13 protein-coding genes are annotated in these 14,431 nt (G+C 69.3%); 4 read left to right on the forward strand and 9 right to left on the reverse strand.

Going from position 1 to position 14,431, the window contains the following annotated elements; genetic code table 11:
- The first annotated feature begins 27 nt into the window (after positions 1–27).
- On the forward strand, positions 28–357 hold the full coding sequence (gene trxA / locus LTT61_RS18515; protein ID WP_233015352.1) for a thioredoxin: 330 nt from the start codon (positions 28–30) through the stop codon (positions 355–357).
- Between the two features lie 158 nt (positions 358–515).
- Complete coding sequence (locus LTT61_RS18520; RefSeq protein ID WP_233015353.1) at positions 516–1,709, forward strand: N-acetylmuramoyl-L-alanine amidase; 1,194 nt, start codon at positions 516–518, stop codon at positions 1,707–1,709.
- A 63-nt stretch (positions 1,710–1,772) separates the two neighbouring features.
- Here LTT61_RS18520 and LTT61_RS18525 read toward each other — a convergent pair whose 3' ends face one another.
- The 9 genes from LTT61_RS18525 to rpmH form a co-directional block, all read right to left on the reverse strand.
- Entirely contained in the window at positions 1,773–2,513 is a 741-nt protein-coding gene (locus tag LTT61_RS18525) for a GNAT family N-acetyltransferase (RefSeq protein WP_233015354.1), read from the reverse strand.
- A 196-nt stretch (positions 2,514–2,709) separates the two neighbouring features.
- Positions 2,710–3,720 (reverse strand): ParB/RepB/Spo0J family partition protein, encoded by a 1,011-nt coding sequence (locus LTT61_RS18530; RefSeq protein WP_233015355.1) that lies wholly within the window; start codon positions 3,718–3,720, stop codon positions 2,710–2,712.
- Positions 3,721–3,779: 59 nt separating this feature from the next.
- On the reverse strand, positions 3,780–4,784 hold the full coding sequence (locus tag LTT61_RS18535) for a ParA family protein (RefSeq protein WP_269821758.1): 1,005 nt from the start codon (positions 4,782–4,784) through the stop codon (positions 3,780–3,782).
- A gap of 1,532 nt (positions 4,785–6,316) precedes the next feature.
- Complete coding sequence (gene rsmG / locus LTT61_RS18540) at positions 6,317–7,051, reverse strand: 16S rRNA (guanine(527)-N(7))-methyltransferase RsmG (RefSeq protein ID WP_233015357.1); 735 nt, start codon at positions 7,049–7,051, stop codon at positions 6,317–6,319.
- A 100-nt stretch (positions 7,052–7,151) separates the two neighbouring features.
- The gene (locus LTT61_RS18545; protein ID WP_233015358.1) at positions 7,152–7,703 is read right to left on the reverse strand and encodes a protein jag; all 552 of its coding nucleotides are present in this window, start codon (positions 7,701–7,703) and stop codon (positions 7,152–7,154) included.
- A 72-nt stretch (positions 7,704–7,775) separates the two neighbouring features.
- Positions 7,776–8,867, reverse strand: coding sequence for a membrane protein insertase YidC (gene yidC, locus LTT61_RS18550; RefSeq protein WP_233015359.1), 1,092 nt, complete (start codon positions 8,865–8,867; stop codon positions 7,776–7,778).
- 54 nt (positions 8,868–8,921) lie between these two features.
- On the reverse strand, positions 8,922–9,206 hold the full coding sequence (yidD, locus tag LTT61_RS18555; RefSeq protein ID WP_233015360.1) for a membrane protein insertion efficiency factor YidD: 285 nt from the start codon (positions 9,204–9,206) through the stop codon (positions 8,922–8,924).
- Complete coding sequence (gene rnpA / locus LTT61_RS18560) at positions 9,203–9,637, reverse strand: ribonuclease P protein component (RefSeq protein WP_233015361.1); 435 nt, start codon at positions 9,635–9,637, stop codon at positions 9,203–9,205. The genes yidD and rnpA overlap by 4 nt, the downstream gene beginning before the upstream one ends.
- A gap of 24 nt (positions 9,638–9,661) precedes the next feature.
- Positions 9,662–9,805, reverse strand: a complete 144-nt coding sequence (rpmH, locus tag LTT61_RS18565; RefSeq protein WP_071932098.1) for a 50S ribosomal protein L34 — start codon at positions 9,803–9,805, stop codon at positions 9,662–9,664.
- Between the two features lie 576 nt (positions 9,806–10,381).
- Between rpmH and dnaA the strand changes: the two genes are divergently transcribed.
- A complete protein-coding gene (gene dnaA / locus LTT61_RS18570) occupies positions 10,382–12,472 on the forward strand; it encodes a chromosomal replication initiator protein DnaA (protein WP_233015362.1) in 2,091 nt (696 codons plus the stop codon).
- Between the two features lie 769 nt (positions 12,473–13,241).
- Entirely contained in the window at positions 13,242–14,417 is a 1,176-nt protein-coding gene (gene dnaN / locus LTT61_RS18575) for a DNA polymerase III subunit beta (protein ID WP_233015363.1), read from the forward strand.
- Positions 14,418–14,431 lie beyond the last annotated feature (14 nt).

Consider the following 14,431-nt stretch of genomic DNA (forward strand, 5'->3'; position numbering starts at 1 on the left):
ACCCCGTACCAGCGCAAGGAGATATCCGTGTCCGACAAGAAGACGGTGACCGTCACCGACGCCACCTTCGCCGACGACGTCCTGCTCAGCGAGAAGCCCGTACTCGTCGACTTCTGGGCCGACTGGTGCGGCCCGTGCAAGATGGTCGCCCCGGTGCTGGAGGAGATCGCGGGCACGCACGCCGACAAGCTCACCATCGCCAAGCTGGACGTGGATGCCAACCCCGGCACCGCCCGCGACTACGAGGTGCTCTCGCTGCCGACGATGATGCTGTTCTCCGGTGGAAAGCCGGTCAAGAGCATCGTCGGAGCCAAGGGCAAGGCCGCGCTGCTGCGCGAACTCGACGGCGTCATCTGACGCCGGGAACAGCCGACTCCCCGTAGGATGCCTGGGACCCGCGATTGCGGGGTTGTGGCCGAGGTCTGCGACAATCGACCGACGCTCCGGTCGTGCGAGGGTTCACACCGTCGCATGAGTGGGTACCCGGGATCAACGGAAGGAAAGGGCCCTCACGCATGCACCGACTTCGTCACGGCGACGGCGGTCCGGCGGTCGCGGAAGTCCGGAGCACCCTGGCGAGTCTGGGATTCCTGAACTCTCATGCGGGCGCGGATCAGAACGACCCGCCGGAGTACTGGAAGGACGTCGAGGCGTCCTTCGACCATCCGCTCGACTCCGCGGTGCGCGCCTTCCAGCAGCACCGCGGGTTGCTGGTCGACGGCATCGTCGGCCCGGCGACCTACCGGGCGCTCAAGGAAGCCTCCTACCGGCTCGGCGCCCGCACCCTCATCTACCAGCTCTCCGCCCCGCTGTACGGCGACGACGTCGCCACGCTGCAGCGCCGGCTGCAGGATCTCGGCTTCTACGTGCACCGGGTGGACGGCTACTTCGGCCCGCACACCCATGAGGGGTTGACCGCTTTCCAGCGCGAGATCGGGCTCGCCGCCGACGGCATCTGCGGCCCGGACACGCTGCGCTCGCTGGAGCTGCTCGGCGCCCGCGTCACCGGCGGCAATCCGCACCGGATCGCCGAGGAGGAGGTCGTGCACCGGGCGGGCCCGCAGCTCACCGGCAAGCGCATCGTGATCGACCCGGGCCTCGGCGGCCCCGATCGCGGGCATTCGGTCGCCACCGAGTTCGGTGAGGTCTACGAGTCCGAGGTGCTCTGGGATCTGGCCGCCAGGCTGGAGGGCCGGATGGCCGCCACCGGCATGGAGACCTTCCTCTCCCGGCCCTGGAACGCCAACCCCAGCGATGCCGAGCGCGCCGAGACCTCCAACGCCTTCGACGCCGACCTGATGATCTCGCTGCGCTGCGCCACCAACCCGAGCCCGTCGGCGAACGGCGTGGCCGGCTTCTACTTCGGCAACTCGCACGGCTCGGTCTCGATGATCGGCCAGGTGCTGGCCGGCTACATCCAGCGCGAGGTGGTGGCGCGGACCTCGCTGCAGGACTGCCGCACGCACCCGCGCACCTGGGATCTGCTCCGGCTCACCAAGATGCCGACGGTCCAGGTCGACATCGGCTACCTGACCAACGAATACGACGCCTCGGTGCTCACCACGCCCCGGATGCGCGACGTGATCGCCGAGGCCATCCTGGTGTCCGTGAAGCGGCTGTACCTGCTCGGCCAGGACGATCAGCCCACCGGCACCTACACCTTCGCCGAGCTGCTCGCCGAGGAGCTGGCCGCGGCCGACCGGATGTAGTCCGCCCCCGCACGACGATGGCCCCGCCCGATTCCCGGGCGGGGCCATCGTCGTTCCGCGGGATCAGCAGGGCGCGCCGACGCGGGCGGGCGGGGTCATCGAGGCGGCCGCGAGCAGCTGGTCAAGCGCGCGCTCGACATCCTCCTTCCAGCCGTGGTCGGAGTCGATCTCCAGCCGCAGCCGCGGGAAGCGGTGGTGCGGCGCCACCACCTCGAAGCCGGCGTCCTCCAGGAAGTCGGCCTCGATCATGCAGGTCTCCGGCGAGCACGGGCCGATGGCGGCGCTCGCGCTCGGCGCGGCGCCGAGGGAGGGGCTGTCGATCCGCTCCATCAGCCGCATGGAGCCCGCGGTGCGATCACCGAGCGAGGTGGCCGGGGGAGCGGTGCGAATGCCGAAGGCCTCCAGGGCGCGCACGCCGCGGCGGACCAGATCGGCCACCACGGCCTGGATCAGCTGGTGGGTGACGTCGCGGTCGGCGTAGACGGCTTCGGCCCGCAGCGTGGTCAGCAGGACGGCATCCGGGCTCACCGGCGAGGTCGGGAAGAGTCCGGCGCGCGGAACCACGTTCGGCGGCGAGTACAGCGCACACCCCGCGCCCTGCCCGTCCACCTGAGCGATCTGACCGCAGGAGCCCCACTCCAGCATCACGGTGGAGAGCCAGGCCTCCTTCTCGAAGACCGGGTCGCTGAATTCCCTGGAGTCCTCGGCGACCGCGGGATCGATCTCCCAGAACACGCACCGCCGTGCGTGGGTGGGCAACTTGTCGAGCTCCCCGAGGGTGAGTGCTGTGACGCTGGTCGACACCGCTCTGCTCAGCCTCCAGCTCTCCGATTCGTCTACGCTCACTGGTCTCGCTCGCAAGAATAGGCGATCCGCCGAAATCCGAAACCCTTCGGGGGCGAAGCCGATTTCACAGTCGGATTTCCGGCACTGTCACAGTGACGTTTCAAGCCTGGCCTCTCGGTCATCGGCTGGCAGCACCGAAAATCAACAATTCGGGTCACCCGCCGAGCTGCTGCTGCTCCATCATTCCGACGATGCGTTCCAGGTCCTCGACCGAGCCGAACTCGACAACGATCTTGCCCTTCCGCTTACCCATGCTAACGACCACCCTGGTGTCGTACGACTCGGAGAGCCGCTCGGCCACCGTCTGCAACCCCGGCATGTGGATCGGCTTGCGCCGCACGGGGGCGGGCCTGATCACCGAGTCGTCGCGGTTGGCGAGGGTGACGGCCTCCTCGGTGGCCCGCACCGAGAGCCCCTCGGCGACGATCCGGGCGGCCAGCACCTCCTGGGCGTCCGCGCCCGAGTCCAACCCGAGCAGGGCGCGGGCATGGCCGGCGGAGAGCACACCGGCCGCGACCCGGCGCTGCACCGGGATCGGCAGCTTCAGCAGCCGGATCATATTGGTGATCACCGGGCGGGAGCGGCCCAGCTTGCCCGCCAGCTCCTCGTGCGTGACGCCGAACTCCTCCAGCAGCTGCTGGTAGGCGGCGGCTTCTTCGAGCGGGTTGAGCTGCACCCGGTGGATGTTCTCCAGCAGCGCGTCGCGCAGCATGGAGTCGTCGGCGGTCTCTCGGACGATGGCCGGGATGGCGGTCAGCCCGGCCTCCTGGCTCGCCCGCCACCGCCGCTCGCCCATGACGAGCTGGTAGCGGTCGGCGCCCGGCTGCACCCGGCGAACCACGATCGGCTGCATCAGCCCGAACTCGCGGATCGAGTGCACCAGCTCCGCCAGCGCGTCCTCTTCGAAGTAGGTGCGCGGCTGCTTGGGGTTCGGCTCGATCTTGTCCGGCGGGATCTCGCGGTAGACCGCGGCGCCGGTGTCGACCAACCCGGTGAGGTCGGGGAGCTCGGCGGCGCCGATCGGCACCGCTCGGGGGAGGGGAGCCGACGCCTGCGGTGCCTCGCCGAGCGCGGTGCCGTTCCCGTTGCCGGGCGCGCCGACCGGACCCGTCGGAATCAACGCGGCCAGCCCGCGCCCCAATCCGCCCTTCTTCGCCTGCGTCATCGGCCTACCGATCCCTTCCTTGTTCGCCACCGGACCCTGTTCTCAATCGTCGCAGGCGGTCAGGCACTGGCGGCGTCGTCGCGCTGCGCCGCGCCGCGGGCAGCGATTTCCCGGCCCGCGTCGAGGTAGCTCATGGCGCCCCGGGAACCGGGATCGTAGTCGAGCACCGTCATGCCGTAGCCGGGCGCCTCGGAGACCTTGACGCTGCGCGGAATCACCGAGCGCAGCACCACGTCACCGAAGTGCGCGCGCACCTCCTCGGCCACCTGGTCGGCCAGCTTGGTCCGGCCGTCGTACATGGTGAGGATGACGGTGGAGATGTGCAGCTCGGGGTTGAGGTGCGCCTGCACCAGCCCGATATTGCGAATGAGCTGCCCGACGCCCTCCAGCGCGTAGTACTCGCACTGGATCGGGATCAGCACCTCCTTCGCCGCCACCATCGCGTTGACGGTGAGCAGACCGAGCGAGGGCGGGCAGTCGATCATGACGTAGTCGATGTTGTAGCCGGCGAGGTTGGCCTCCTGGATGGCGGCCTTGAGCCTGCCCTCCCTGGCGACCATGGAGACGAGCTCGATCTCCGCGCCCGCGAGGTCGATGGTGGCCGGGATGCAGAGCAGCCGTTCGCTGTGCGGGCTGGTCTTGATCGCCTCCCGCACCGTGGTCTCCCCGATGAGGAGTTCGTAGCTGGAGGGCACGCCCGAGTAGTGGTCGACACCGAGGGCGGTGCTGGCATTGCCCTGCGGATCGAGGTCGATCACCAGCACGGTCATGCCCTGGTGGGCCAGCGCGGCCGCCAGGTTCACCGCCGTGGTGGTCTTGCCAACGCCGCCCTTCTGGTTGGCGATCGTCATGATGCGCTGTTCGCGCGGCTTCGGCACGGTCACACCTCCTGGATGAAGCACTTGACTGGCCCGATGCGCCTCCACGGCGATCGGGGTCTCGCTGGCGGAAATATGCCCGAAGGGCGTGTTTCCGAATGACTCCGCATCGAAGCTGCTGGAGTCCAGCATCCCCGGAACTCTCGACGTGGTTTCCCGTGAAACATTGGCCGGCCCGCTCGACATAACTGCTCCTAACCCGAGAACTCACGATCCCGAACACCGGCACGCATGCGCACGGAGTCGGTTCGTTCACAGCCGTGTCGGGGGATCGAAATGCGTTGATCGGATTCGCGAGACCCGATGGTCCGAGCGGAGCATTCTGCTGCCGCTGTGACCCCCACATCCCGTCGTGGCAACTACGCTCACGCCGACGGTGACTACTTTGCCAGCAGTGCGGGCGGAACGAAAGCTGAATCGCGGCGGGGCGTGGACGACACGCGGAATGTGCGTGGTTTCCCGTGAAACATCGGGCGTTTTTCGCAGTTGCGGTCTGTTGGGAGTGGTTTGCGGGGGAGTGGGTCGGGTCGCGTTTCCCGTGAAACAGTGGGCGGCGCCCTTCGGCGCTTCGCTGACCGCAAGAGTTTGCGGGCCTACTTCTCGCACCGAGCATGGATCGGGCGGCGCCGGGGGCAGCCGCATAAGGTCCCGCTAACGAGACGACTACTGCTCTGAGCCGGTTGAAGCGCGAGGCCGGTTGCAGCGCGCGAGGCCGGTTGCAGCGCGAGGCGGTCCACGAGTCTGCGGAAGGCGCGAGGGTATGCAGCGGCCGCCGAAGCGAGGGCGCCGACTTGCAGGCTGATTGGTGACGCGAGCGTTGAATGCATGACCGAAGACTGAGCCGGAAGGCAACGCCGGCCTTTTGCGCGTGCTGGAGAGCTGCGAGCAGGCGGCTCGCCGGGGAGTTGGCAGTTCCTCGGACAACTCGGCACAGCCGCGCTCGGCGGATCGGTGAGCTGGCGGAGCGGGCCCGGGTGAGCGTGCGGGTCCTGCGCTACTAGTCCGCCGAACCGTCTCCATCCGCCAGCGCGCCGCAACCGCGTTCAACGGGTACGACTGGAGGGAACCCGAGCCGATCCGCGATCCGCACTCACCGCAGCACGCACGTCTGGACCAGCGCCGGACTCGCCCACTGCCGGGAATCCAGCGGGCGAGTCCGTTCGAAGCAACAGGTGATGCTGTCCCTGCTGTGTTTCACGGGAAACACTCGCGCCATTGCGGACGCTGCAATCGTCCTGCCACGCGCCCGTAAGCGTCGACGGAAGAAGCGCAGACTGGACGCGGCGGTCATCCATGCCGACGGGTTCCCCTCCCGGCTGCAACAGCCTGATCTCCTTGCCAACATGGCGGCCGAACTTCGTTGCGCGTCTCCGTGGCCGCATCCAAGCACCCGCCGCTGCCTCGGCAGAGACAGCGGCCGCGTCGCGCCCAGCGCCGGATCGTGCCACCTATCGTCGCGCGAGCGATCAGCTCAGCGCGTCAGCACGCGAAGAGGGGAGTACGTGAAGCGCTACACAGTCTCGCGACGCCACTGAAGCAGATGACCTCAACACACCAGGCTCGCTCAGGGCGAGCATCGCCGCTCAGTTGATCGCCGCACCGCGCGCCACCTCCGCGCCGCCCAACCGTCGATGCCTGAAGCTGGGTGTCCCAGCCGCCCCCGGGCGCGGGACGCGGGCACTCCCTGCGCCCACGTTCCACGTGAAACCAACCCCCACCTATCGCCCCGAAACCCCACCCTTCCGCCCCTTCGCCGCACGCCGCAACGCAGCCCGCTCGGAGCGGGGGAGCGCCTCTGCGGACACCACCAGCGTCGGCACCTCCAGCACTTCGCCCCCGCACTCGAGCACCGCCACACCGCCGGCACCGGCCCGAGCCAGATCGTGCGCATCCCGCTCGACCTCTTCCCGCGCACTGCTCCCCTTGAGCGCGAGCATCCGCCCGTGATCCCGGAGCAGCGGCATCGACCACTGGGCGAGCTTGCCGAGCGGAGCGACGGCGCGAGATGTCACGACGTCGGCTCCGCCGACCTCCTTCAGCACCCCGTCCTGTTCGGCACGCCCCCGGACGACGGTCACCGGCAACTCCGCCTCCTCCAGGAACTCGCTGAGGAAGGCGGTCCGGCGGAGCAACGGCTCGACGAGCGAGATGCGGAGGTCCGGCCGCGCGATGGCGAGCGGGATCCCGGGCAGCCCGGCACCACTGCCGACGTCGACCACCGTCGCCCCCGCCTCGATCAACTCACCGAGGACGGCGCAGTTGAGAATGTGCCGATCCCACAGCCGGGGCACCTCACGCGGGCCGATCAGCCCGCGCTCGACACCGAACGAGGCGAGCGCGGCGTGGTACCGCACCGCGAGCGGCAGGCGGTCACCGAAGATCACCGCGGCCGCCGGCGGCGGCTCGACGAGACTCGGCTCGACGGCGCCGGGATCAGGTTCCACGTGAAACATCCTTCCGAACACAGGAGGGGCGCACCGAGCCCGGAGACGGCAAGGGCCTCCGGTCCGGAGACCAGAGGCCCTATCCAATCATCCGCCGCGGCGGGGGGCGTCACGCAGGGACGACCACCACGTGCCGGTTCGGCTCGACGCCCTCGCTCTCGCTGGCGACGCCGTCCACCGACGCGACCGCGTCGTGCACGATCTTGCGCTCGAACGGGGTCATCGGCACGAGCGGCTCGGGGGCGCCGCTGGCGAGCACCCGCTGCGCCGCGGCCTCGCCGAGCGCGCTCAGCTCCGTGCGGCGCTTGGCCCGCCACCCGGCGACGTCGAGCATGAGCCTGCTGCGCTCGCCGGTCGCCTGCTGGACCGCGAGCCGGGTCAGCTCTTGCAGCGCGTCGAGCACCTCGCCGTTGCGGCCGACGAGCTTGGTGAGATCGGTGCCGCCGTCGATGCTCACGACGGCACGGTCGCCCTCGACATCGAGATCGATATCACCGTCGAAATCGAGTACGTCGAGCAGCTGCTCGAGGTAATCGCCGGCGATCTCGCCCTCTTCGATGAGCTCCTCTTCGGCGTCGGTCTCGACCTCATCGGTCTCCGGATCGGCGTTCACAGTCGTCGTCGCCACGGTGGCTTCCCCTCCGTCGATCTCAGCAGTCATGTGATTTTCCTTCATCTGTTCTCCGCGGGAAACGGTTCGCCTCGCCCCGTTACCCGCGACGACGGACAGCGGTCAGCGCCTGCGCTTCTGATTGGCACGGCCGCGGTTGGCCGGGCGCTTCTGCCCGCCGGGACGCTTCTGGCCGTTCTTCCCGGACGCCTTCGCGGCGGGCTTGACGGCGGGCGCGGAGCCGTTGGTGCTCGCGGCCTCCTCCGTCGCCTCCGTCTCGTCCGCCGGCTGCTGCGGCTTCTTCCTGGTGTCCACCGGCTTGGCGCCGGGCTTCGGGGCGTTCTGCGACCGCAGGTCCAGCTTCGCCTGCTTCTTGGCCTCCTCTTCCTGCTCCATGCGGCCGAAGACGAGGTGCTGCTGCCCATAGGTCCAGATGTTGTTGGAGACCCAGTAGAGCAGGATGGCGATCGGCAGGAACGGGCCGCCGACGAGCACGCCGAGCGGGAAGACCCAGAGCGCGAGCTTGTTCATGATCGCGGCCTGCGGGTTGGCCGCGGCCTCCGGCGTCTGCCTGGCGACCGAGGCGCGCGCGTTGAAGTGGGTCGCGATGCTGGCGATCACCATGAGCGGGATGGCGACGATGGCGATGCTCAGCTTGCTCGGCACCCCGCCCCAGTCGGCGAAGGCCTGCAGCTCGGAGATCGGCGCGGTGATGAACGCGGAGATCGGCGCACCGAAGATACGGGCGCTCAGGAAAGACTGGACGTCGGTCGCGCTGAAGACGTAGTTCGGGGTGTGCGCGTTGTCGTAGGCGCTCATCCCGAGCTGGCCGATGCCGTGGCCGGTGCGGTTGAAGGAGCGGAGCACATGGAACAGCCCGAGGAAGACCGGCACCTGGGCCAGGATCGGCAGGCAACCCATGAGCGGGTTGAAGCCGTTCTCCTTCTGCAGCTTCTGCATCTCCGTCGCCATCTTCTGGCGATCGTTCTTGTACTTCTTCTGCAGCTCCTTGATCTGGGGCTGCAGCTCCTGCATCTGCTTGGTGGTCCGCACCTGGCGCACGAAGGGCTTGTACAGCACCAACCGCAGCGTGAAGACGAGGAACACCACCGCCAGCGCCCAGCTGGCACCGTTGTCCGCGCCGAACACGAACCCGAATACTCGGTGCCAGAACCACAGAATCCAGGACACCGGATAGTAGATGAAATCGAGCACGGTTCTGTGTACTCCCGTCGTTACGTCTCGCCGATCACCGCTGACGGCGATCCTTTACCAAGCCTTCGGCCCCGCCGCGTCCGCGGTGCGGCGCGCGCCTCGCTTCCGTTCCGGAACCGGGTCCCACCCACCAGGGTGCCAGGGCGCACATTTGACCAGTCGCACGACCGTCAGCAACAGCCCGATCACCAGCCCCCGCGCCCGCAGCGCAGTGACCGCGTACTCGCTGCAGGTGGGGGTGAATCGGCAGATCGGCATGCGGGTGGGGGACACGTAGGTCCGATACAGCTCGATCAGGAAGATCAGCGCGTTCGCGGGCAGCCGGGCGATGCGCTTCACGACGGACTGCCCGCCCGCTCGGTCGCCCCGAGCCTGCGCAGCGCCGCGCGGAGCTGCCGGAGCAGGTCGTCCGAGCCGGCCGCGGCGGCGCCGGGGAGTGCCCGGATCACGATGTCGATCTCCGCAGGCAGCTCGGGCTGCACCTGGGCGCAGATATGACGCAGGCGGCGGGCGACGCGGTGACGGATCACCGAGTTGCCCACCGCCTTGCTGACGATCAGGCCGAAGCGGGGCCCGCCGATGCGGACCGCCGGCTCGGCCGGTAGAGGCTGCGCTGGTTCGCTCCCGGCGGCCGCGGACGTGCCGGAGCCCTGGTCGTACCCGTGCGTGAACGCGTGCACGACCAGATCTCGTCTCCCGATTCGCTGGCCGCGGCGCACCGCCCGGGAGAAATCGGCACGATGATGCAACCGATACGGCTCAGGCAACACCCGAGCGTCCGAGAGCGATCGGGATCAGGCAGTCAGTTCGGAGCGGCCCTTGCGGCGCCGCGCCGAGACGATGGCGCGACCCGCACGGGTGCGCATCCGGAGGCGGAAGCCGTGCACCCGCGCCCGACGACGGTTGTTCGGCTGGAACGTCCGCTTGCCCTTGGCCACGGTTGAACACTCCTCGAGTCGGTGGGCACCGCGCGGCGCCCGAAGCTTGTCGGTGATGCATCTGTCCGGCCTCGTCGGCGCGGATCAGTCCCGGCGCACAGTCGGTCGATCACGACCGATTCCGGTCAGCACAGGACCACCCATCACACCAGGGGATGACTGTATGAGGGTACTGAGCCCGTTCGAGCAGGTCAAACTCGCCCCCGGGGTTCCGCGCACCCCCTGGCTTCCGCGGGTCCCGAGCACCGGCTATCGTGAGTTCGTCCACATCCCCTGACGCGCGTGCCCCGCCCGCCGGACCGCAGTTGCTCATTGGTAGCCACAGAAGCCCAGGTCCAGGCCCCGCAGCACCGCTCACCGGGGCTTTTGCGTTCATCCCCAGGGTTCTCCACATCTGTGGATAGATTGTGTACAAACACCGGCCGAGTGGCATATTCGTAGAGCCGACGGCGCCACGCCGCGGCCCGGACGGGGGATCCGGGCAGCTACGAGCCGGCTTCGGATGTATGCGGGATCACGGGCACGCGCCTGATCATCGCGTCCGCTCCACTCGACCCATTCCGGGGAGGCAATTGTATGGACGACGAGCAGAATGTGCTCGCCACCGTCTGGCCCGAGGTGGTCGCCGAACTCACCGCCGGCTCGCCGGACGGTGCGATCGCGGCGGTCTCCCGAGCTCAGCAGGCCTGGCTCAAGCTCGTCAAGCCGCTGACGGTCGCGCAGGGGTTCGCGCTGCTGTCGGTGCCGTCCTCGCTCGCCCAGGAGGCGATCGAGCGCGACCTGCGCGAGCCCATCCTGCGCTCGCTCGGGCGCAGGCTCGGGCCGCAGGTCGAAGGGCTCGGGGTGCGCATCGCGGCGCCCGTGCCCGGCACGCCGGAGCGCTCTGGCACCGGAGCGCGGCACGCCAGGATGACCTCGCGCCCGGAGGGTGAGCACGCGCGCACCGGCTACGGCAGGTACGAAGCCGCCGAGCCCGCCGAGGCCGCGCCGCGCGAGGAGTACCGCGGTGAGCCCGGCTACCAGGGCGGCGCCCGCTTCGCCCAGCCCGGCTACCCGGAGGAGAACGAGTACGGGGCCGACACCGCGTACCGCACCGGGCCCGCCGGCTACGGCTACTCCGGCGAGCCGGAGGGCGCACCCGCCGCCCGCTATCCGGGCTACGGAGACCACGGCTTCGGCAGGCAGCCGGAGGACGAGGGCGCCGAGCGCAGGCCGTTCCCCGGCGCCGACGACACCGGGTACGAGGAGGCACCGCGCTACGCCGAGCCCCGCTACGCCGACCCGCCCCGCTTCGCCGACGGCGACGAGCACCGCGGCTACGACGGCGAACGGCCGCGGCCGTACCCCGATGGCGAGCGGCGCGAGCAGCGCGGCTTCGACGGCGCCGATCCCGGCGACCGGAATTTCCGCGAGCCGGAGCGCAGGGACGCTCCGCGGGCGGGCCAGGAGACGCTCTTCGGCGCCGACCTCCCCGGCCGCGGCTGGAGCCGCGACGACGAACCGGACGGCCAGGCCGCCCCGCAGCCGCAGCCGCAGCCGGAGCCGGCCGCGGCGCCGGACGACGAGCCGGTGGTCCCGGTGCGCAATGCCTGGCCGACGTATTTCGCCAAGAGCCAGGAGAGCTCGACGCCGCCCTCCTCGGCCAGCCTGAACGCCAAGTACACCTTCGAGACCTTCGTCATCGGCGCCTCGAACCGCTTCGCGCACGCGGCCGCGGTGGCGATCGCCGAGGCGCCCGCCCGCGCCTACAACCCGCTCTTCGTCTGGGGCGCCTCCGGCCTCGGCAAGACGCACCTGCTGCACGCGGCCGGGCACTACGCGCAGCGGCTCTTCCCCGGCATGCGGGTGAAGTACGTCTCCACCGAGGAATTCACCAACGACTTCATCAACAGCCTGCGCGACGACCGCAAGGTCGCCTTCAAGCGGCGCTACCGCGAGACCGACATCCTGCTGGTCGACGACATCCAGTTCATCGAGGGCAAGGAGGGCATCCAGGAGGAGTTCTTCCACACCTTCAACACGCTGCACAACGCGAACAAGCAGATCGTGGTCTCCTCGGACCGGCCGCCCAAGCAGCTGGCCACCCTGGAGGAGCGGCTGCGCACCCGCTTCGAGTGGGGGCTGATCACCGATGTGCAGCCGCCGGAGCTGGAGACCCGGATCGCCATCCTGCGCAAGAAGGCGCGGATGGACCGGCTCGATGTCCCGCACGACGTGCTGGAGCTGATCGCGAGCCGGGTCGAGCGCAACATCAGGGAGCTGGAGGGCGCGCTGATCCGGGTCACCGCCTTCGCCTCGCTGAACGGCCAGCCGCTGGACATCTCGCTGGCCGAGGTGGTGATGCGCGACCTCATGCCGGACACCGCCGCGCTGGAGATCAACGCGGCGACGATCATGGCGGTCACCGCGGAGTACTTCAACACCAACTTGGAGGAGCTCACCGGGCCGGGCAAGGCGCGTCCGCTCGCGCAGGCCAGGCAGATCGCCATGTACCTCTGCCGGGAGCTCACCGACCTCTCGCTGCCGAAGATCGGCCAGGCCTTCGGCCGCGACCACACCACGGTGATGTACGCGGAGAAGAAGGTGCGCAAGGAGATGACCGAGCGGCGCCGGGTGTACGACCAGGTGCAAGAACTCACAGCCCGGATCAAGCAGCGCTCGCGCTGATCGTCTACTAACACCTGTGCACTGCCCCTGACCAGGGGCAGTGCATTTTTTGTCCCTGTGGATTCCTCGAGGAATCCACAGGTTGTCCTCGAGGAAACACCGAGTTGTCCACCGATTCATCCACAGGCTCGGCACAGCCCCTCGGGAGCACTGTGCACAGGTGGGGATTCCACAGTTTCCACAGGCGATTTCATCCCCAGGCACTGAGCTGGGCAGATACCGGTCAGGGGCCTGTGGATTCCTCGAGGAATCCCTGTGGACTCCTCGAGGAATCCACAGGTTGTCCACGAATTCCTGCACAGCTGTGCACAACTGGGGTTTCATGGTGGAACAACCGGTGGATGACTCGAGGATGGATTGTGGACAGCTTTCGGCTGTCCACAGCCGACCCCCGTTCATCCTCGAGACACTCACCGTCCATCCCCAGGGCACCACGCCGTGCCACCTGCGCAAAGGCCGCGAATCCACAGATTCCACAGGACCTACTACTACTTCTTTTCTCTCCTTGGAGAGATCTCTCTTAAAACAGGCTGTGTGGAAAACGGTGCGACGGGCTCGCGGCCGGAGCGCGACGGGGAGCAGGGAGGCAAGGGAGGCGGAGCCGGGGTTCGGGCGATATGCGCTCGACCGCGCGAGTACGGTTTGATGTCGGTCGCGTGTGCCAGACTGCGTGGGCAGCGATCGATTCGCCCCGCCGAGCGCGCAGCCGCGGGTTCGCAGGCACGCAGATCACGGGAACTGGACGCCAACGGGAAGGACAGGTCGGGCGATGGAGCTCTCCGGCATGAAGTTTCGGGTCGCCCGCGAGGACTTCGCCGACTCCGTGGCCTGGGTGGCGCGCAGCCTGCCGTCCCGGCCGCCGGTGCCGGTGCTCGGCGGTGTGCTGCTCGTGGCCGACGAGGACGGGCTGACCGTCTCCGGCTTCGACTACGAGGTCTCCGCGCAGATGCGGGTGGCCGCCGAGGTCGCCGGGCCGGGCCGGGTGCTGGTCTCGGGGCGGCTGCTCGCGGACATCACCAAGTCGCTGTCGAACAAGCCGGTCGACGTCTCGCTGGACGGTACCCGGGTGCTGATCGCCTGCGGCAGCGCCAAGTTCTCGCTGCCGACCATGCCGGTGGAGGATTATCCCCAGCTGCCCGAGGTGCCGCAGCAGACCGGCTCGGTCGGCGTCGACGTGTTCGCCGCCGCCGTCGGCCAGGTCGCCGTCGCCGCTGGCCGGGACGACACGCTGCCGATGCTCACCGGCATCAGGGTGGAGATCGAGGGCGAGAAGGTGGTCCTCGCCGCCACCGACCGATTCCGGCTCGCTGTGCGGCACCTGGAGTGGCAGCCGGCCCGCCCTGACGTGCAGACCGCGGTGCTGATCCCCGCGCGCACGCTCTCCGAGACCGCCAAGACGCTCGGCGCCGCCGACGCCCCGGTGCAGCTCTCGCTCGGCTCCGGTGCGGGCGCGGACGGGCTGCTCGGCATCGTGAACGGCGGCCGCCGCACCACCACCCGGCTGCTCGACGCGGAATTCCCCAAGTTCCGCCAGTTGCTGCCCAAGGAGCACACCTCGATCGCCACGCTCGGGGTCGCGTCGCTCACCGAGGCGATCAAGCGCGTCGCGCTGGTCGCCGAGCGCGGCGCCCAGGTCCGGCTGGAGTTCTCCGCGGACGGGCTGCAGCTCTCCGCGGGCGGCGACGACGCCGGGCGCGCCGAGGAGTGGCTGGTCGCCGAGTTCCGCGGCGAGCCGCTGACCATCGCGTTCAACCCCGGCTACCTGGTGGACGGCCTCTCCGCGCTGCACGCCGAGCGGGTGACCTTCGGCTTCACCACGCCGAGCCGCCCCGCCGTGCTGCTGCCCGCGGCCGACGAGGAGCCGCAGCCGTCCGAGTCGGGGGCGTTCGCGGCCATCGAGAGCCCGTACACCTACCTGCTGATGCCGGTCCGGCTGCCGGGCTGACCGGGGTGAGCGGA

It is taken from the genome of Nocardia asteroides (assembly GCF_021183625.1).
In the GTDB taxonomy this organism is placed as follows: domain Bacteria; phylum Actinomycetota; class Actinomycetes; order Mycobacteriales; family Mycobacteriaceae; genus Nocardia; species Nocardia asteroides_A.